The sequence below is a fragment of the Brevibacterium limosum genome (assembly GCF_011617705.1).
GTDB classification, from domain to species: Bacteria; Actinomycetota; Actinomycetes; order Actinomycetales; family Brevibacteriaceae; genus Brevibacterium; species Brevibacterium limosum.
In genome coordinates, this window is record NZ_CP050154.1 from 2,082,061 (window position 1) to 2,100,313 (window position 18,253).

The window sequence follows — 18,253 nt, forward strand, 5'->3', positions numbered from 1 at the left end:
ACGGACGGGGACAGGTATGGCAAACCTGGGCAGAGTTTGCCGAGCCTTTCCACACTGGAACGGTTCTAGAAAAGGTGTCAGGATATTCTCTAAGCAGGCGGAATGGATCCGCCTCGAACAGCAAAGGAGTAACAGATGCACCTGAGCCCCGCCATGCAGAAGGTCCTCAACGAGCAGGTCACCCTCGAACTCGAAGCCTCGTTGGTCTACCTCCAGCTCTCCATCCAGCTCGACGATCAGGATCTGCCCGGAATGACGCGCTGGATGCGCGCCCAGTCCGAAGAAGAGCAGGTGCACGCCGCGAAGTTCACTCAGCACTGCCTCGACCGCGGATTCGCCCCTCAGATCGGTGATATCGCCGCGCCGAAGGTCTCCGGCTCGCAGCCGATCGACTTCTTCAAGGCCGCTCTGGCGCACGAGGAGAAGGTCTCGGAATCCATCCGCAATCTCTACCGCACCGCCCAGGACGAAGCCGACCTCGACGTGCTGCCGCTGCTCCACTGGTTCATCGACGAGCAGGTCGAGGAGGAGTCGAGCATCTCGGAGATCATCGGTCGCCTCGAGCGTGTCGGCACCGACGGTGCCGGTGTCCTGCGCATCGATTCCGAACTCGGCTCACGCCACCCCGATATCACCGCCGACGGCGAGTGATATCTGCAGACCGACCACTTGAGGCTCAGCGCTCATCTCGAGACGCGTGAGTCGAGGGTGGACTCGAACCGAGTACTCAGCGGCCGATCCCAGTGCGGGGTCGGCCGCTGTGCTGTCGGCCCCTGTGACGTCGGCACCGGACTCCGTACTCAGCCGAGCACCGACTGGCCGATGAGGAGGACGACCGGCAGAGTGACGAGCATGATGACGGTCTGTCCGGCGATGAGTGCGGCCATGAGCTTCGCGTCTCCCCCGAGCTGCCTCGCCATGACGTAGCCCGAGCTCGCCGTCGCAATCGACTGGAAGACCAATCCGACCAGTGCAGGCACCGTCGGGACGCCGAAGAGGGCCAGGGCTGCCAGCGACAGGCCCGGCAGCAGAAGCAGCTTGATCGCCGTGGAGGCGATGATGGCCCGGGTATGGGAGCGCAGCGAGAATGTCTGCAAGCCGGCACCGACGCACAGCAGACCGATGGGCAGCGAGGCCGACGCCAGGGGATCGAGAACCGTGGACGCCACGTCGGGCAGGCCCAGCCCGCTGACGTTGGCAGCAGCTCCGGCGACGCAGCCGAGCACGAGAGGATTCGTCACGATCGCCCTCAGCAGCGCGAACAGCGAGCTCGGCCCGGTGCGGAGGAACTCGAAACCGAGACTCGAGACGACGTTGACCGTGGGGACGAGGATCGCTGCGACGATCGCGGCAACGGCGCTGCCCTCGGAGCCGAACAGGCTGCCCGCCAAGGACAGCCCGATATAGGTGTTGAAGCGGATGCCTCCTTGCAGAACAGAGGTGAAGGCGGGAAGATCACGCGCGATGACCCGACGGGTCAGGATGATGCCCACGGAGACGACCGCGGTGGGAATGACGAGCGCCGCCGCCAACCGCGCGAGCGGGACATGGGCCACATCCACCTCGGCGACGGAGGTGAAGAGCAGCACCGGAAGCAGACAGTAGTACGCGAGCTTCTCCGCGCCCGACCAGAACTCGGGACTCCGAAAACCCGGCAGTCTCTTCAGCACCAGGCCGAAGGCGATGAGCACCGTGACGGGAAGGAGGGCGAGGAGTATGGGAACCAGGCTCACAGACTGAGAATTTCATGAGTTCGGAATCAATTCAAAGTTGAGTGTGTTTGACTCAATGTAGGACCCGAACGAAAGGAAGCACATGGCTACACGTTTCGACCCCATCCGCGACCTCGACCGATTCTTCTCCGAGGTCACCCGCACCCCGAACGCCACCACTCTGCCGATGGACCTCTACCGTGACGGCGAAGTCTTCATCGCCCGCATCGACATGCCCGGAGTCGATCCGAGCAGCATCGATGTCGACGTCGAAGACCGCACGCTCACGGTTCGTGCCCGCCGCGAATCCGAGGTCGCCGACAAGGACGTGAAGTGGCTGACCAGGGAACGCACCAACGGCACCTACGCCCGCCAGCTCACGCTCGGCAACAGGGTGGCCCTGGATCGCATCCGTGCCGACTACAGCGACGGCGTCCTCACACTGACGATCCCCGTCGCCGAGGAGGCCCGTCCGCGGAAGATCTCCGTTTCGCACGCTTCCGGACAGACCGCCCCCGAGGTGGTCGAATCGTCCGCGGCGGACGAACCCCGCTCTCCCGGCGTCGGCAGCTGAATCCGCTGAACGCGGGCCCCACCCGAACGCGGGTGGGGCCCGCTTCGTGCGTTCAGCGGCGCTGAAGCAGGTAGGCCAGACACATGTACGGCAGCTCCACCCTGTCCGGGATCGGATGTTCGACACGGAGATATTCGCGCAGATTCGATTCGACTCTGTCCCTGGTCTTCTCGTCCGAGCGCAGCCAATAGGAGCGTGTGCGAGCGAGGTCGACGATTCCATCGACGGAGACCTCCGTGGCGAATTCGACGAGTCTGTTCTCGGTGAGCGTCAGACCGCGGCCGGGCTGAGGCCGGTACTGAGGTCGGTACACGTCGCCTGCGTGCATGATCCGGCTCAGGCGCAGCACCCAGTCGACACGGACATCGAGCTGGTTGATGAGGATGAGCAGTCGGCCTCCCGGTCGGAGGATGCGGGCCACTTCCGCGGCAGCACTCGCCTCGTCGAACCAATGCCAGGCCTGAGCGACCGTGACGAGGTCGAGGCTCTCGGCTTCCAGACCCGTGTCCTCGGCCGTGCCGACCACGGTGGGCGCAGGATTGCGTTCGAGCGCGGCTGTGTCGGGATCGACGGCGATGAGATCGGCGCCGAGGGCAAGCAGCCGACGGCTGAGGATTCCGGTGCCTGCACCGAGGTCGCAGACCTGCAGATCGGACCAGCTCCGGTCCCAACCGGTCAGCGCCAGGTCCAGAGCCGTCTGAGGATAGCCGGGGCGCACCTCGTCATAGACTCCGGCCTGGGCACCGAAGCGGCGCCCGTGTGCGGCCTGCGCGCGTGGTCGCACCATCTGCCCCTGCCTTTCGCCGAACTTCGGTCGGTCGTCGTGGCGACCGCTGCAGACCACTCTAGCGTCGTTGTCAGCCAGCGAGTCGATAGGATGGAGTCAACGGCCCGTTCCCAGCCATGAGGAGTCAGCATGTCCGCACCGTCCGATCTCCAGTCCCGACTGGATGAGGCTTCCGCCGCCTATGAGGAATTCGCCTCACGCGGCCTCGACCTCGACATCACCCGCGGCAAGCCCGCCCCCGAGCAGCTCGACCTCGCTGCCGATCTGCTCACCGCGGTCAGCGGTGACGACGTGTTCACCCCAGGTGGTGTCGACACTCGCAACTATGGTGGGCTCGACGGACTCATCGAACTGCGTGAGATCTTCGCCCCGCTGCTCAAGGTGCCGGCGAATCAGCTGCTGGCCGGAGGCAATGCGTCGCTGACGTTCATGGCCCAGGCGCTGACCTTCGCGCTCATGCACGGGACAGCAGTCGACGACCGCCCGTGGGGTCGGGGCCCGCACAAACTGCTGTGCCCCGTGCCCGGCTACGACCGTCATTTCACCCTGGCCGAGTCCCTCGGATTCGAGCTTCTGACCATCCCGATGGACGACGAGGGACCCGTCATCTCCGAAGCGCAGCGTCTGGCCGAGGACCCGGCGGTCAAAGGCATGTGGTTGGTGCCGATGTATTCCAATCCGACCGGAATCACCATCACCGAGGCGCGGGCACGGGAGCTCGCGGCCATGCCGACCGCGGCGGACGATTTCGCTCTGCTGTGGGACAACGCCTATGGGGTGCACCATCTGCGTGAGGACCATCCGGACAATGTCGACATCCTCTCTCTGTGCGCCGAGGCAGGCAATCCCGAACGAGCATGGATCTTCGCTTCGACATCGAAGATCACGCATGCCGGTGCCGGTGTGTCGTTCTTCGCAGGCGGCCCGGCCACGGTCGACTGGATGCGAGCGAACCTCGGGAAGGTCGCGATCGGCCCCGACAAGATCAACCAGCTGCGCCATGTCCGGTTCTTCTCCGAACCCGCCGGGGTCGAAGCGCATATGCGCAGGCATGCAGAGATCGTCGCTCCGAAGTTCGATGCCGTCCTTGCGGCGCTGGAAGACGGCCTCGGAGCAGATGAACTGGCCCAGTGGACCTCACCGGACGGGGGTTACTTCATCACCCTGACGACGATGGAGGGCATCGCGGATCGAGTGGTCAAACTCGCCGGGGAGGCGGGTGTGAAGCTGACGCCGGCCGGAGCCACTCACCCGTACGGACTCGACCCGCACAACAACACCATCCGCATCGCCCCGACGATGCCGACACTCGATGAGGTCGAACTCGCGGCTCAGGGTCTCGTGGCATGCGTGCGACTGGCCAGCTATGAGAAGCTGCTGGCCGGCTGAAAGACCTACGCTGCCTGCAGACTTAAAACAGGTCCGCCCCGAACCGAATGGTTCGGGGCGGACCTGTCTGGTCCATGGTAGTCGGTTCAGTAGTCGTAGAAGCCGCGTCCGGACTTCACACCGAGCAGTCCGGCATCGACCATGCGCGACAGCAGGATCGGCGGTTTCGCGGCCGGATCGCCGGTCTCCTCATACATGCTCTGGGCAGCGTAGAGGCAGGTGTCGAGGCCGACGAGGTCGGCGAGCTTGATCGGGCCCATCGGGTGGGCGCAGCCGCCGACCATGCCTGCGTCGATGTCCTCCTTCGTCGCGAACCCGGATTCGAGCATCCTCACCGCGCTGAGCAGGTAAGGGATGAGCAGGGCATTGACGATGAACCCGGGGCGGTCATCAGCCTGGATCGGATTCTTCCCGAGCACCTCGTCGACGAACGAGGTCACGGTGTCACGGACGTCGTCGGCGGTGAGGACCGAGGAGACGATCTCCACCAGCGGCTGCACGGGTGCCGGGTTGAAGAAGTGGACGCCGAGTACGCGTTCGGGACGCGAGGTCGCCTGAGCGAAGCGGATGATCGGCATCGACGAGGTGTTCGAGGCGAGAATGGCCTCCGGGTCGGTGACGACCTGGTCGAGTTCGGCGAAGATCGACTTCTTGATGTCTTCGTTCTCGCTGGCTGCTTCGATGACGAGCTGACGGTCGGCGAGATCACCGATGTCGGTGGTGAACTGCAGTCGGCCAAGGGCCTCGTCGCGGGCAGCGGCATCGAGCTTGCCCTTGTCCACGGCGCGGGCCAGGGACTTCTCGATGCGGGCTCGGCCGGCGGCCGATGCCTCCTCGTTGATCTCACGGACGATGACGTCGAGACCGGACTTCGCCAGCACCTCGGCGATTCCGGCTCCCATGAGTCCGCTGCCGATGACGGCTGTGCGCTGAATGCTCAAGAACTTCTCCTTCTCAGGTCATTGTGGTCGATGGTGTGCGTATCGATGTGCTCAGGACATCCGCGCGAGGAACCAGTCGGCCGAGCGGATGGCCTTCATGGCTTCCCGCCGGCGCTCTCCGGGCAGAGTCTGGATGTAGACCTGCCCGTCGAGGTGACCCACCTCGTGCTGGAGCATCTGGGCGAAGACCTCCGTGCCCTCGATCTCGATCGGCTGATTCTGCGCATCCACCCCGCGCACCCGAGCGAACTCGTAGCGCGGGGTGGGGAAGAACAGTCCGGGCACGGACAGGCAGCCTTCTTCGATGTCACGCAGCTGCCTGCCGAGCTCGACGATCTCCGGGTTGATGACATAGCCGGTGCGACCGTCGAGGTCGTAGCCGAAAGCCCGCAGGCCGACCCCGATCTGCGGGGCGGCCACGGCCGCACGGCCCTCGGGCCGTGCGGTGTCGACGAGGTCGGCGGCCAGGGCTTCGACGTGATCGTCGAAGACGGTCACCGTCTCACACCTGCTGCGCAGCACGGGGTCGCCCCACAGCCGGATCTCGCGTTCAGGCATCGATCACCACGACGAGGTCTCCGCCTTCGAGCTGCTGGACATCAGCGATGGCCACGCGGGAGACGGTTCCGGCCGTCTGCGTGGTGATCGTCGCTTCCATCTTCATGGCTTCGATCGTGGCAACGGTGTCTCCGACAGCGACCGTGTCACCCTCGTGGACCTGCATGGTCACGACGCCGGCGAACGGGCTGCCGACATGACCGCGGTTGTTCGGGTCGGCCTTCTCCGCCGTCTTGACTTCGCTTTCGACGGACCGGTCGCGCACCTGCAGCGGACGCAGCTGTCCGTTGAGGGTGAACATGACCGAACGCATTCCGCGTTCGTCGGTTCCGCCGATGGCCTGGACGCCGATGAGCAGGTTCTTGCCCTTCGCCAGTTCGACGGCGTGTTCTTCGCCGCCGGTGAGGCCGTAGAGGTATTCGGAGGTCTCGACGACGGACAGGTCCCCGTAGTTCGAGCGCATCGTCCGGAATTCCTTCGTCGGTCCGGGGAACAGCAGCTCGTTGAGCTTGTCCTTCCGCTCCCGGCCCGGTGACTGCAGGGCTTGGGCATCCGCGGGTTCGAGGTGTTCGACGAGCGGCTTGGCGGAGCGGCCGGCGAGGGCCTTCGTGCGGAACGGCTCGGGCCATCCGCCCGGAGGGTCACCGAGGTCGCCGCTGAGGAAGCCGATCACCGAATCCGGGATATCGAACTTGTCCGGGTTCTCAGCGAATTCCTCCGGTGAGACGCCGGCACCGACGAGATGGAGCGCCAGATCGCCGACGACCTTCGACGACGGGGTGACCTTGACGAGGTGGCCGAGGATCGAATCGGCGGCCGCGTACATGTGTTCGATGTCTTCGAACCGCTCCCCCAGCCCGAGGGCCACGGCCTGCTGCCGCAGGTTCGACAGCTGACCGCCGGGGATCTCGTGGCGGTAGACGCGACCGGTCGGTCCGGCGAGACCGGATTCGAAGGGTGCGTAGAGTTTGCGCACCGACTCCCAGTAGGGCTCGAGATCGCTGACGGCGTCGAGACTGATGCCTGTGTCGCGGTCGGTGTTCTCGAACGCGGCGACGAGGGCGGAGAGACTCGGCTGGCTGGTCGTTCCGGCCATGGCCGCCGAAGCGGCATCGACGGCATCGGCACCGGCGGCGGCAGCAGCATAGAGGGTGGCCAGCTGGCCGCCGGCGGTGTCGTGGGTGTGGACGTGGACGGGCAGATCGAAGTTCTCCCGCAGAGCCGTCACCAGCTTGGCCGTGGCAGCAGGGCGCAGCAGACCGGCCATGTCCTTGATGGCGAGCACATGGGCTCCGGCCTCGACGATCTGCTCGGCCAGGCGCAGGTAGTAGTCGAGCGTGTAGAGCTCTTCGGTCGGGTCGAGGATGTCCGAGGTGTAGCACAGAGCCACCTCGGCCAGCGCCGAGTTCGTTCCGCGCACGGCTTCGATCGCCGGGCGCATCTGCTCGACGTCGTTGAGCGCATCGAAGATGCGGAAGATGTCGATGCCCGTGCGAGCGGCCTCGTCGACGAAGGCGTCGGTGACCTCGGTCGGGTACGGAGTGTAGCCGACGGTGTTGCGGCCGCGCAGCAGCATCTGCAGATTGATGTTGGGCACCGCGGCGCGCAGAGCCTCGAGGCGTTCCCAGGGATCCTCACCGAGGAAGCGCAGAGCCACATCATAGGTGGCACCGCCCCAGGCCTCGATGCTCAGCAGCTCGGGCGTCATCCGGGACACGTGTCCGGCCACGGCCAGCAGATCGCGGGTGCGCACGCGGGTGGCGAGCAGTGACTGGTGAGCGTCACGGAACGTCGTATCGGTGACGCCCAGCGCGGTCTGCTCGCGCAGGGCACGCGCGAAGCCCTCCGGACCGAGCTCGGCGAGGCGGTCGCGGCTGCCGGGGGCGGGAGCCTGCGAGAGGTCGATGTTCGGGAGCTTGTCGCCCGGGCGGATGCGCAGCCCCGGTTCGCCATGGGGCCGATTGACGGTGACGTCGGCGAGGTAGTCGAGCAGCTTCGACCCGCGGTCGGCGCTCACGCGTGCGTCGAAGAGCTGCGGGCGCTCTTCGATGAAGGACGTGGAGAGGTCGCCGGCGACGAATGCGGGATCGTCGAGAACGGCCTGCAGGAAGCCGATGTTCGACGACACCCCGCGGATGCGGAACTCCGCCAGCGCCCGCTTGGCCCGGCCGACGGCCTGAGCGAAGTCCCGGCCGCGGCAGGAGAGCTTCACGAGCATCGAGTCGAAATGGGGGCTGACGGCGGCACCGGCGTGGACGGTTCCACCGTCGAGGCGCACGCCGGCACCGCCGGCCGAGCGGTAGGCAGTGATCGTTCCGGTGTCGGGACGGAACGAGTTAGCAGGATCCTCGGTGGTGATGCGGCACTGGAGGGCGGCACCCTTGATACGCATCTCGTCCTGTCGCAGGCCGATCTCTTCGAGGCCGGCCCCGGCGGCGATGCGCATCTGAGATGCGACGATGTCGACATCGGTGATCTCTTCGGTCACGGTGTGTTCGACCTGGACGCGCGGGTTCATCTCGATGAACACATGCTTGCCTGCGCGCGGTCCGTCGGTCTCGAGGAGGAACTCCACGGTGCCGGCGTTCTGATAGCCCAGCGCCTTTGCGAACTTCAGGGCATCGGCGTGCAGGGCGGCCGCGATCTCGGGGTCGAGGTTCGGCGCCGGAGCGATCTCGACGACCTTCTGGTGGCGGCGCTGCACGGAGCAGTCGCGTTCGAAGAGGTGGATGGCGTTCGAATCGTTGTCGGCCAGCACCTGGACCTCGATGTGTCGGGGGCGCTGCACGGCCTGCTCGATGAAGACCGTGGGGTCGCCGAAGGCGCCTTCGGCCTCGCGCATGGCGGCCTTCAGCGCATCCTCGAGCTCGGTCGCCTGAGCCACGCGACGCATTCCGCGGCCGCCGCCGCCTGCGACGGCCTTGACGAAGAGCGGGTATTCCATCGATTCGGCATCGGCGAGCAGCTGCGCGATATCGGCCGAGGGTCGTGTCGAGTCGAGCACCGGAATGCCCGCATTGCGTGCGGCCGCCAGCGCCTGGACCTTGTTTCCCGCCAGTTCGAGCACATCGGCCTTGGGCCCGATGAAGGTGATGCCCGCGTCAGCGCAGGCACGTGCCAGATCGGGGTTCTCGGAGAGGAATCCGTACCCGGGGTAGATGGCGTCGGCGCCGCTCTCCTTCGCCACCCGCAGCATCTCTTCGACACTGAGGTACGCGCGGACGGGGTGGCCCTCCTCGCCGATCATGTAGGCTTCGTCGGCCTTCATCCGGTGTTCGGAGTTGCGATCCTCATACGGGAAGACTGCGACGGTGGAGGCTCCGAGCTCATAGGCGGCACGGAAAGCGCGGACGGCGATCTCTCCGCGGTTGGCCACGAGGACTTTGGAGAACATAGGTGTCTCTCACTTCTGTATCGGCCGCACTGGGCGACTGGTCGACAAGCTGTCGGAAACATACTCTACAAGTGACCTGGAACACCCCTGCACTCGGGGGTCGACTTTGGACTGAGACGTGAGTCTCGGCGTGGTCGGCACGGCTCGGCAGCCGCCGATACGTTAACGTAGGAGCGTGCTTGTCCTCAGTATCAGCAGCCTCAAAGGCGGAGTCGGTAAGACATCCGTGACGCTCGGTCTGGCCTCGGCGGCCTACAACAGAGGAATTCCCACTCTGGTCGTCGACATGGACCCGCAGGCGGACTCGTCGACCGGCCTCGATGTGCCGACCTCGACGCGTGTCGACATCGCCGATGTGCTCGCTGCTCCGAAGTCCCAGAAGATCCTGTCCGAGGCGATCATCCCCTCCGGGTGGGTCGGAGACCGGCTCGGCCACCTCGACGTGATCTCCGGTTCTCCGCGCGCTGCGGAATTCGATCGGCCTTCACTGTCCGAGCGCTATCTGCGCCGACTCGAAGACGCCCTGACGCGGATCGCCAAAGGCTACCGGCTCGTCCTCATCGACTGTCCGCCCAGCCTCAACGGCCTGACCCGCACGGCGTGGACGGCGAGCAATCGCGTCGCGGTCGTGACCGAGCCCAGTCTGTTCTCCGTCGCGGCCGCCGATCGAGCCCTGCGTGCGACCGATGAGCTGCGGCAGCGCGGTGCCTCCGACCTGCAGCCTCTCGGACTCGTCGTCAACCGGGTGCGGGCCGGTTCGACCGAACACGACTACCGCATCCAGGAGATGCGTGAGATGTTCGGTCCGCTCGTGCTCAATCCCCCTCTGGCCGAACGCGCGGTCATGCAGCAGGCTCAGGGTTCGGCGCGACCGATCCACTCCTGGCCCGGCAAACCGGCTGAAGAGGTCGCCGGCTCGTTCGACGCTCTTCTGGAGCGTGCGCTGCGCTCGGAGAACATCCGGGGCCGACGCGGTCCGGCCCCGGCCAAGAACGGCGCTCAGCAGACCGAGAAGAAGTGAGCGCTTAAGCCGCTGCTCCCCCAGCAGATCGTCGACTGCCGCCCCGAACCCAGGTTCGCGGCGGCAGTTCTGCAGTTGATGAGAACTCTCAGGTCGCGATCGGAACGACCGCGTTCGGAGCGACCGCGTTCGGAACGACCCAGCCAAGAACCGAGGCGGCCCGCTCGATCTGAGCGGGCCGCCTCGGTGATGGTGCAGAAACTCTGTCGGCTGTCAGCCGGACTTGCGTGCGCGTCGTGCTGCGAGTTCGTCCATGGCTTCGAGCGCCGCATCGTCTTCGGGAATGCGTTCGCTCGGGAATTCGGAGAGCGTTCCCTCGACTTCGTTCCAGACGCGCCCCACGGCGATCCCGAAGACGCCCTGACCACCCTGGAGGAGGTCGACGACCTCATCGGGTGACGTGCATTCGAAGACGCTCGCGCCGTCGGACATGAGAGTGATCTGGGAAAGATCCTCGACGCCGCGGGAGCGCAGGTGCTCAACCGCCGTGCGGATCGACTGCAGCCCGACGCCGGTGTCGAGGAGTCGCTTGACGATCTTGAGGACGAGGATGTCACGGAAGCTGTAGAGCCGCTGGCTGCCGGATCCGGTCGCATTGCGGATCGACGGGGTCACCAGATCGGTGCGCGCCCAGTAATCGAGACGACGATAGCTGATGCCGACGACCTTGCAGACTGTGGGACCGCGGTAGCCGGCCTCTTCATCGAGCACGGGCAGATCATCATCGAACAGCAGGCCCTGGGCCGCTGACGGCATCGGCGTCATGTCGACGCTTTCATGACTTGAGCGGTTCACACCGACTCCTCCTTTAAGTCCCTGGGGGAAGCGAAGGTCGCTTGGAAGGACCGAGAACATAGTCATTCTAGCCCTCTTCCCAGCGAACCTACAGTGGGATTCAACAACTCCAAGGTATTCTGGCGTCCCGGCCAGGACAAACACCCCGAGGTAACAATTTCCGCGTGTCGCTGTTACCGCAGTATTCGAACATGTCACATGGATGTGATTCAGGCGGCTGAGGGTGGGCCGAGGCGAGGAATCAGGGAATCAGGCCGACGGCGACGGCTCGTCGCTGTCGGATCCGGGCGCGCCCCGGCCGGAGGAGCCCTGCGTCTTCGCCTCTCCATTGCCTGTCGCGGCATCGCCGTCCTTGGACGCGCCCGTGGCTGCGTCCTTATCGGATTCCGACTTCTTCGGCTTCGCGCTCGTCAGCAGCTTGGTCTTGACCGTCGACGCATAGGTGTCGACGTATTCCTGCCCGGACAGGCGCATGATCTCGTACATGATCTCGTCGGTGACCGACCGCAGCATGAAACGGTCGACGGGAAGACCCGCATACTTCGAGAAGTCCATCGGTGCGCCGAAGACGACTCCGACACGCCGCAGTTTGGGAACGAGGCGACCGGCAGGCTGCAGCTTGTCCGTGCCGATGATCGCCACTGGAACCACAGGCGCGCCGGACTCGAGGACGAGACGCGCGATGCCGGTGCGTCCGCGATAGAGCTTTCCGTCGGGCGAACGCGTGCCTTCGGGATAGATGCCCAGTGAGTTGCCCTCACGGAGGACCTTCAGACCCGATTCGAGCGAAGCCTGAGATCCCGATCCGCCTCCGCGGTCCATGGGGAGCTGATTGTTGAGCTTGAAGAACCACCGAGTGACCGCACCCTTGATTCCGCGGCCGGTGAAGTAGTCCTTCTTCGCCAGATAGACGACGGGACGCGGAGCGAGCAGCGGAACGAAGATCGAGTCCATGAAGTGGTTGTGATTTCCTGCGATGATCGCCGGGCCCTCGGACGGCAGATTGTCCAGGCCCCGCACCCACGGACGGAAGAGGATCCGCAGGATGGGTCCGGCGAGGACTCGCTTGAGAAACCAGTAGAACACGCGCACCCTTCCGACTACGACTCTTTGTCGTCCTCGGCAATCATATATCGACACGAACGGTGAACAGCGAAGTCCGTCGCGGACTCATCCGTGCCATGCTGGGAGCATGGAGATCGATTTCACACTCGGGGCGGATCCGACGGCCGCCTATCGCAGCCTCGACGGCGGTTCGGCCTCGGCGGTTGTCTTTCTGCACGGACTCACCGGTTCGCCCGTCTCCTGGGTGCCGATCGCCCGCGCGATCGCGGCGGAGGGCATCGACGTCAGCGTCCCCCGACTGCCCGGGCACGGCACCTCTTGGCAGGACATGGACTCCACTGGATGGTCCGATTGGCTCGGCGAGGCGCGCACCGAGCTGGGTCGGCTGCAGGCCGACCACGAGCGTGTCGTCGTCGCCGGGCTGTCGATGGGTGGGGCCCTGGCACTTGCCCTGGCGGCGGCAGAGGGCGCGCCCGACGAGATCGTCGTGGTCAATCCTGCTCTCTACATCGACTCTCCCTTCGCTCCCCTGCTGCCGGTGCTCAGGCACGTCGTGCGCACGATTCCGTCGATCGGCGGCGACATCGCCCACCCGGACCGCGACGAGTACGCCTATGAACGGACGCCTGTGGCTCCCCTGGCGACGTTCCATCGTGCGCTGCGGACACTGCGCGACGATCTGTGGAAAGTCACCTGTCCCGTCACAGCCATGATCTCCGGTGAGGACAATGTCGTGAGTCCGCGGACGCTGCGTGCGCTGCGATCGGACCTTCCGCGCCCGCCGAGGATCGTCGCCCTCCGCCGGTCCCGCCATGTGGCGACCCTTGATTTCGATGCGAACACCATCGCAGAGGCGGTCCTGCAGGCGGTCTCCACCGAAACGACCGTGCCCTGTCAGTCCGAGGCCGGGGAATAGCTGAGGCCATGGAATTGCTGATTGAGGTATGAACGACGAGGGCACCGCTTCGACCCCCGACGACGAGGGCCGGGAGGACTGGCGACGAGACGTTCCCGATCCGGAGAGGATCGGGCACGACCGCTCGCGCATCAGCGACGAGGACTGGGACGACCTCGTCCGGCAGATCGCAGAACCCTCGGCGACGACGGGTGATATGCCCGCCGAGGATGTTCGCGACGCCCTCGAAGACACCGAGCATTGGGAGCGCGAACCGGCGGAGCCGATCGGGTGGCGCACCGCTTCGCCCACCCTGGTGCTGTCCTGGGCCGCGGCTCTCGGCGCGGTCGTTCTCCTGCTCATCGGCATCATCTTCTTCAGGCCGCTGCCCGGGTGGTACCTGCTCATCGGTCTGGCTGTCGGCATCGGCGGCGCGGTCGGTCTGTTCTTCCATCTGCCGAGCCATCGTTCCGCCGACGACGGCGACGGATCCTCGGTGTGAGCGATGCTGACCGCTTCGTGTCAGCGTCACCTGAGAGACTGGGCATCATGACCGTCCCCTTCGACCGCGCACCCAGCGCACTGCACAACACTCAGCTGTCCTTCGACAGCCTCGGAACTCCCCTGTCCGACGTCACCTTCGTCATCGTCGACCTCGAAACGACAGGCACCCGAGCCGGGCAGTCGGAGATCACCGAGATCGGCGCGGTCAAGACTCGCGGCGGCGAGGTCATCGGCGAGTTCCAGTCCCTAATCAAGCCGGAACACTCCGTGATCAGCCCGTTCGTGGCCCGGCTCACCGGCATCACTCATGCGATGGTCGATGACGCACCCCCGATCAGCTCGGTTCTGCCGAGTTTCCTGGAATTCTCCGTCGGTGCGGTGCTGGTGGCACACAATGCGCCCTTCGACATCGGATTCCTCCGCTCGGCCTGCGAACGCCTCGACTACCACTGGCCGGCGCCCACGGTCCTCGATACCGTCACGCTGGCCCGGCGCGTCGTCGGCCGCGACGAAGTGCGCAACCACAAACTCTCGACGCTCGCCGCTCATTTCGGCACCCAGGTCGAGCCCGATCACCGTGCGCTCTCCGATGCTCGTGCCACCGGCGAGCTCCTCCACCACCTGTTCGAACGATTCGGCGGCTACGGTGTGACGACGCTGGAGGAGCTGTCGACCGTCAGACAGTCGGGGTGGGCGAAGCGTCAGGCGAAATCCCATTTGGCCAAGGACGTTCCCCCGGAGCCCGGCGTCTACATGTTCCTCGATGGCACTCGCCGGGTGCTCTACATCGGCAAGTCCGGAAATATGGCCAGGCGGGTGCGCGGGTACTTCAACGCCTCGGAGAACCGTGGCCGCATGGCCGAGATGATCACCGCGGCACAGGAGGTCAGCTGTCTGCCCTGCGCCCACGCGCTGGAAGCCGAAGTCCGCGAGATTCGTCTCATCGGAGAGCTGGCGCCGCCGTACAACCGACGGTCGAAGAACCCGGAACGCAATTCGTGGATCGTGCTGAGCGATGAGCTCTTCCCCCGACTGTCGGTGGTTCGGGCGAACTCGGCGCTCGAACGCTCACCCGCCCCGCCGCTGGGACCGTTCCGGTCACGGAAGTCGGCGCAGGCCGTCAAGGAACTCCTCGACACCCTCTACCCGGTCAAGAGGTGCACGGCAACGATCACGCAGCGCAGCCTCGGCGAACATCGTCCCTGTGTGAGTGCGCAGGTGGGTCAGTGCGGCGGTCCCTGCGCTGGGATCACCGATGTCGATGACTATCGGAGTTCGATCCGCGAACTCTTCGCCCTGCTCGGTGGGGACCTGTCCTCACTCCAGCGCTTGGCCGCTGAGCGGATGCAGCGACTGTCCGGAGAGGCCCGGTTCGAAACGGCCGCCGAGGTCCGTGACGCAATGCGTTCGGCGGTGTCCATCGCGGCACGGGCCGAACAGGTCACAGCCCTGCGGAGAGTTCCCGAACTGATTGCGGCGGCCCCCGGTTTCGACTCCGGCTGGGACCTGGCGATCATCCGCCACGGGAAACTCGCCGGTGCCGGCCATGTGTCGACCAGGCAGGCCATGGGAGATTCCCTGTCGGCGCTGCATTCGACGGCCGAATGGGTCCCTGCCCCCGGAGCGCTGCCGCAGGAGACGGACTCGCTAGCGGAGGAGTCGCGACTGCTGGCCGGCTGGCTGGAGACCGCCGAGCTCGTCTCCGTGACTCCCTCAGACGGTCATGGCTGGTCGCTGCCCCGGCAGGGAGCGACCAGCCACGCTCACAGCTCAGGAGCGGTTCGTCTCAGCGACCCTGTGTGAGACGTCGATGAGCTGCTGGAGCTTGTCCGCACCGCCCCCGTTGTCGATCGTTGCCACCGCAGTCTCGAGTTTCTGAGCCAAACGCTCGGTGAAGGAGCCCACAGCCGAGTCGTCGGCGGCCACGAGAGCCGCCGCGGCGTTGATGGCCACGATGTCGCGCACGGCGGATCGCTCGCCGTCGAGGACTGCGCGAGTGATAGCAGCGTTCTCATTCGGGCCGCCGCCGCGCAGATCCTCTTTCGTCGCCCGCTCGATGCCGAGGTCGAGAGCGTCGAACGATGTGTGTTCGATCTCTCCGTGCCGGACTTCCCAGACATCGTTGACTGCGGTGTTGCTCAACTCGTCGAGACCGTCACGTGACCGGAACACCACCGCTTGGTGCCCGCGCTTGGCCAGGGTGCCGACGACGAGCGGAGCCATCTGGGCATCGGCGACGCCGATGGCCGTGTGCCGAGCCCGTGCCGGGTTCGTCAGGGGGCCGAGGATGTTGAACGCGGTGGGGACGTTGATCTGGCGCCGCACCGCGGCGACGAACTGCATCGACGGGTGGAAGACGTTGGCGAAGCAGAAGGCCAATCCGACCTCTTGGGCGATCTGACCGGTCTGTTCGGGGGTGATGTCGAATCGCACCCCGAGGGCCTCGAGCACATCGGCCGATCCCGACGCCGAGGATGTCGCACGGTTGCCGTGTTTGACGACTCGCTGCCCCGTCGCGGAGATGATCATCGCCGCCGTCGACGAGATGTTCGCCGTCTTCGCTCGGTCGCCGCCGGTGCCGACGATATCGACGGAGTCTTCGAGCCCGGGCAGGGGAACAGCGTGGTCCATCATCGCCGCCACGAGGCCGGCGATCTCTTCGACCGTCTCGCCCTTCGTGTGGTGCGCGGCGAGAAATGCGGCCATTGTCACATCAGGGGTCTTGCCCGACATGATCTGATCCATCGCCCACGCTGCCTGGTCACCTTCGAGGTCCTGTTGATGCATGAGAGCCATGAGCAGATCCGGCCAGTTCTCAGCGGCCGCAGAAACCGTGGTGCGGGCCTCGGAAGCCTGGACTGCCGAGGTGGTCATGGGCTTGGAATCGGTCATCCGTCTGAACTCTCACTAGGTGTTTCCGTCGCCCCGAACCATGGGGCGGACCTTACCTGCGGCATACTATCGCGTCTGCGACACGCGGGCGGAAGCGGTCTCCGAATTGAGATTTCGGCACCAGATCGCGGATTTTGCTACGTCGTGTAGAAATTTCTTTCTCGAAACCTGGGTAAAAGATGAAAACTCACCCCGAGACGGGTAATAATGGGGGTGTGTCAACTGCCACTGCATCTCAAACAGCGCCAGCACATCCGGTTGTCAATCGTCCGAATGTGACCACGGTGGGCTTCATCGTGTTCCTCGCGAGCGACCTGATGTTCTTTGCCGCGCTCTTCGCCATGTACTTCACCCTCCGGTCAGTCGTTCCGGAGCTGTGGGAAGCGAGGACTCCCGTCCTCAACATTCCCTATGCTCTCGGCAACACGTTGATCCTGGTCTCGTCATCGTTCACCTGTCAGATAGGTGTGTTCGCAGCCGAGCGGTTCCGCCCTCGACGAACCGGGTCCCTGTTCAATATCGCCAAATGGGGAATGATCGAGTGGTTCTACCTCACCTTCGCTCTGGGTGCGATCTTCGTCTCGGGCCAGGTCATGGAGTACGCGACCCTTGTCAGCGAAGGCATCTCAATCAGCTCTGACGGTTATGGTTCCGTCTTCTACCTCACCACGGGCTTCCACGGCATTCACGTGACCATCGGACTCATCTGCTTCCTGCTCGTCATCGGACGTGCCTACGGAGCCAAGAAGTTCGGTCAGCATGAAGCCACATTCGCAATCTGCGTGTCCTACTACTGGCACTTCGTTGATGTCGTCTGGATCGGTCTGTTCGGCATCATCTACCTGCTCCAGTAGCCGGCCTGTGATGCCCGGCACTCACGACACCCAACACTTCAAGCAAAGGACGATCAAGTGAAGCTATTAGCAGATCGCCGCAGACACCCTATGGCGCTGGTCGCGCTGCTGCTCGTGGGGCTGCTGCTGACCGGCGGCGCCTATGCACTTTTTACACAGACCTCGAGCGCCAAGGCGGACACAGCCAGTGCCTCTGAGGTTGAAGAAGGCAAGAAGCTCTTCCTGGCGAATTGCGCAACCTGTCATGGACTGAACGCCGAAGGGTCGAAGGCCGGCCCCGGACTCATCGGCGTCGGCGCCGCTGCTGTGGACTTCCAGGTCGGCACCGGACGCATGCCGCTGCAGGCCAACGGACCGCAGGCTCGTGTCAAGGAACCGCAGTTCGACGAAGAGCAGACTGCTCAGCTCGCCGCTTATGTTGCTTCGCTCGGCCCCGGGCCGGCAGTCCCGGAAGACGAGTACCTTGATGCTTCGAAGGGTGACCCCGCTGCCGGCGGCGGTCTGTTCCGCACCAACTGCGCCATGTGCCACAACGTAGTCGGCTCCGGCGGTGCACTGACCCGCGGCAAGTACGCACCGAATCTGTCCGAAGTCTCTGAGAAGTACCTCTACGAAGCGATGCAGACCGGCCCGCAGAACATGCCGATCTTCAACGATGCGAACCTGACTCCTGAAGACAAGCGCGATGTCATCGCTTACGTCCGGGAAGTCTCGGACAACCCCTCCCCCGGCGGATTCAAGCTCGGATCACTGGGTCCAGTCGCAGAGGGCCTGTTCATATGGTTCTTCGGACTTGCTGCCGTCATCGGCCTGACAGTGTGGCTGTCATCCAGAGCCAAGTGAGTCAGGCAGTGTCGTTCACCATCAACTAC

General features: G+C 65.0%; 17 protein-coding genes. 9 read left to right on the forward strand and 8 right to left on the reverse strand.

Annotated elements, in window-relative coordinates; all coding sequences use genetic code 11:
* Positions 1–135 precede the first annotated feature (135 nt).
* Positions 136–651 (forward strand): ferritin, encoded by a 516-nt coding sequence (locus GUY37_RS09280; protein ID WP_025778340.1) that lies wholly within the window; start codon positions 136–138, stop codon positions 649–651.
* Between the two features lie 149 nt (positions 652–800).
* Here the strand turns inward: GUY37_RS09280 and GUY37_RS09285 are convergent, their stop codons facing one another.
* A complete protein-coding gene (locus tag GUY37_RS09285) occupies positions 801–1,733 on the reverse strand; it encodes an AEC family transporter (RefSeq protein WP_166824830.1) in 933 nt (310 codons plus the stop codon).
* An 82-nt stretch (positions 1,734–1,815) separates the two neighbouring features.
* Between GUY37_RS09285 and GUY37_RS09290 the strand changes: the two genes are divergently transcribed.
* Positions 1,816–2,286: an Hsp20/alpha crystallin family protein gene (locus GUY37_RS09290; protein ID WP_166824833.1), complete on the forward strand. Its 471-nt coding sequence runs from the start codon at positions 1,816–1,818 to the stop codon at positions 2,284–2,286.
* 52 nt (positions 2,287–2,338) lie between these two features.
* Here GUY37_RS09290 and GUY37_RS09295 read toward each other — a convergent pair whose 3' ends face one another.
* On the reverse strand, positions 2,339–3,073 hold the full coding sequence (locus GUY37_RS09295; RefSeq protein WP_166824836.1) for a class I SAM-dependent methyltransferase: 735 nt from the start codon (positions 3,071–3,073) through the stop codon (positions 2,339–2,341).
* A gap of 129 nt (positions 3,074–3,202) precedes the next feature.
* On the opposite strand from GUY37_RS09295, the gene GUY37_RS09300 reads away from it, so the two are divergent.
* Positions 3,203–4,462, forward strand: a complete 1,260-nt coding sequence (locus GUY37_RS09300; protein ID WP_166824839.1) for an aminotransferase class I/II-fold pyridoxal phosphate-dependent enzyme — start codon at positions 3,203–3,205, stop codon at positions 4,460–4,462.
* 86 nt (positions 4,463–4,548) lie between these two features.
* Here the strand turns inward: GUY37_RS09300 and GUY37_RS09305 are convergent, their stop codons facing one another.
* From GUY37_RS09305 to GUY37_RS09315, 3 genes are read right to left on the reverse strand one after another with little or no spacing between them, the layout of a single operon-like run.
* The gene (locus tag GUY37_RS09305) at positions 4,549–5,403 is read right to left on the reverse strand and encodes a 3-hydroxybutyryl-CoA dehydrogenase (protein ID WP_166824842.1); all 855 of its coding nucleotides are present in this window, start codon (positions 5,401–5,403) and stop codon (positions 4,549–4,551) included.
* Positions 5,404–5,454: 51 nt separating this feature from the next.
* Positions 5,455–5,961 (reverse strand): peptide deformylase, encoded by a 507-nt coding sequence (locus GUY37_RS09310; RefSeq protein WP_166824845.1) that lies wholly within the window; start codon positions 5,959–5,961, stop codon positions 5,455–5,457.
* On the reverse strand, positions 5,954–9,355 hold the full coding sequence (locus tag GUY37_RS09315) for a pyruvate carboxylase (protein WP_166824848.1): 3,402 nt from the start codon (positions 9,353–9,355) through the stop codon (positions 5,954–5,956). The genes GUY37_RS09310 and GUY37_RS09315 overlap by 8 nt, the downstream gene beginning before the upstream one ends.
* Before the next feature lie 175 nt (positions 9,356–9,530).
* On the opposite strand from GUY37_RS09315, the gene GUY37_RS09320 reads away from it, so the two are divergent.
* Complete coding sequence (locus GUY37_RS09320) at positions 9,531–10,376, forward strand: ParA family protein (protein WP_166824851.1); 846 nt, start codon at positions 9,531–9,533, stop codon at positions 10,374–10,376.
* 213 nt (positions 10,377–10,589) lie between these two features.
* Here GUY37_RS09320 and GUY37_RS09325 read toward each other — a convergent pair whose 3' ends face one another.
* Positions 10,590–11,171: a MerR family transcriptional regulator gene (locus GUY37_RS09325; protein WP_025778331.1), complete on the reverse strand. Its 582-nt coding sequence runs from the start codon at positions 11,169–11,171 to the stop codon at positions 10,590–10,592.
* Positions 11,172–11,420: 249 nt separating this feature from the next.
* On the reverse strand, positions 11,421–12,257 hold the full coding sequence (locus GUY37_RS09330; RefSeq protein WP_228278454.1) for a lysophospholipid acyltransferase family protein: 837 nt from the start codon (positions 12,255–12,257) through the stop codon (positions 11,421–11,423).
* Positions 12,258–12,363: 106 nt separating this feature from the next.
* Between GUY37_RS09330 and GUY37_RS09335 the strand changes: the two genes are divergently transcribed.
* From GUY37_RS09335 to GUY37_RS09345, 3 genes are read left to right on the forward strand one after another with little or no spacing between them, the layout of a single operon-like run.
* Positions 12,364–13,152, forward strand: coding sequence for an alpha/beta hydrolase (locus tag GUY37_RS09335; RefSeq protein ID WP_166824854.1), 789 nt, complete (start codon positions 12,364–12,366; stop codon positions 13,150–13,152).
* Positions 13,153–13,180: 28 nt separating this feature from the next.
* Entirely contained in the window at positions 13,181–13,633 is a 453-nt protein-coding gene (locus GUY37_RS09340; protein ID WP_025778328.1) for a hypothetical protein, read from the forward strand.
* Positions 13,634–13,680: 47 nt separating this feature from the next.
* Positions 13,681–15,438 carry a DEDD exonuclease domain-containing protein gene (locus GUY37_RS09345; protein WP_025778327.1) on the forward strand — a complete coding sequence of 586 codons (1,758 nt, stop codon included), beginning with the start codon at positions 13,681–13,683 and terminating at the stop codon, positions 15,436–15,438.
* On the opposite strand, the gene trpD is transcribed toward GUY37_RS09345, so the two are convergent.
* Positions 15,406–16,527: an anthranilate phosphoribosyltransferase gene (gene trpD, locus GUY37_RS09350; RefSeq protein ID WP_025778326.1), complete on the reverse strand. Its 1,122-nt coding sequence runs from the start codon at positions 16,525–16,527 to the stop codon at positions 15,406–15,408. The two genes, GUY37_RS09345 and trpD, sit on opposite strands and share 33 nt — an antisense overlap.
* A 179-nt stretch (positions 16,528–16,706) precedes the next feature.
* Here trpD and ctaE point away from each other — a divergent pair, with 179 nt between their 5' ends.
* Both ctaE and qcrC read left to right on the forward strand, forming a co-directional pair.
* Entirely contained in the window at positions 16,707–17,381 is a 675-nt protein-coding gene (ctaE, locus tag GUY37_RS09355; protein WP_173152165.1) for an aa3-type cytochrome oxidase subunit III, read from the forward strand.
* A gap of 57 nt (positions 17,382–17,438) precedes the next feature.
* On the forward strand, positions 17,439–18,224 hold the full coding sequence (gene qcrC / locus GUY37_RS09360) for a cytochrome bc1 complex diheme cytochrome c subunit (RefSeq protein ID WP_062861642.1): 786 nt from the start codon (positions 17,439–17,441) through the stop codon (positions 18,222–18,224).
* The last annotated feature ends 29 nt before the right edge of the window (positions 18,225–18,253 follow it).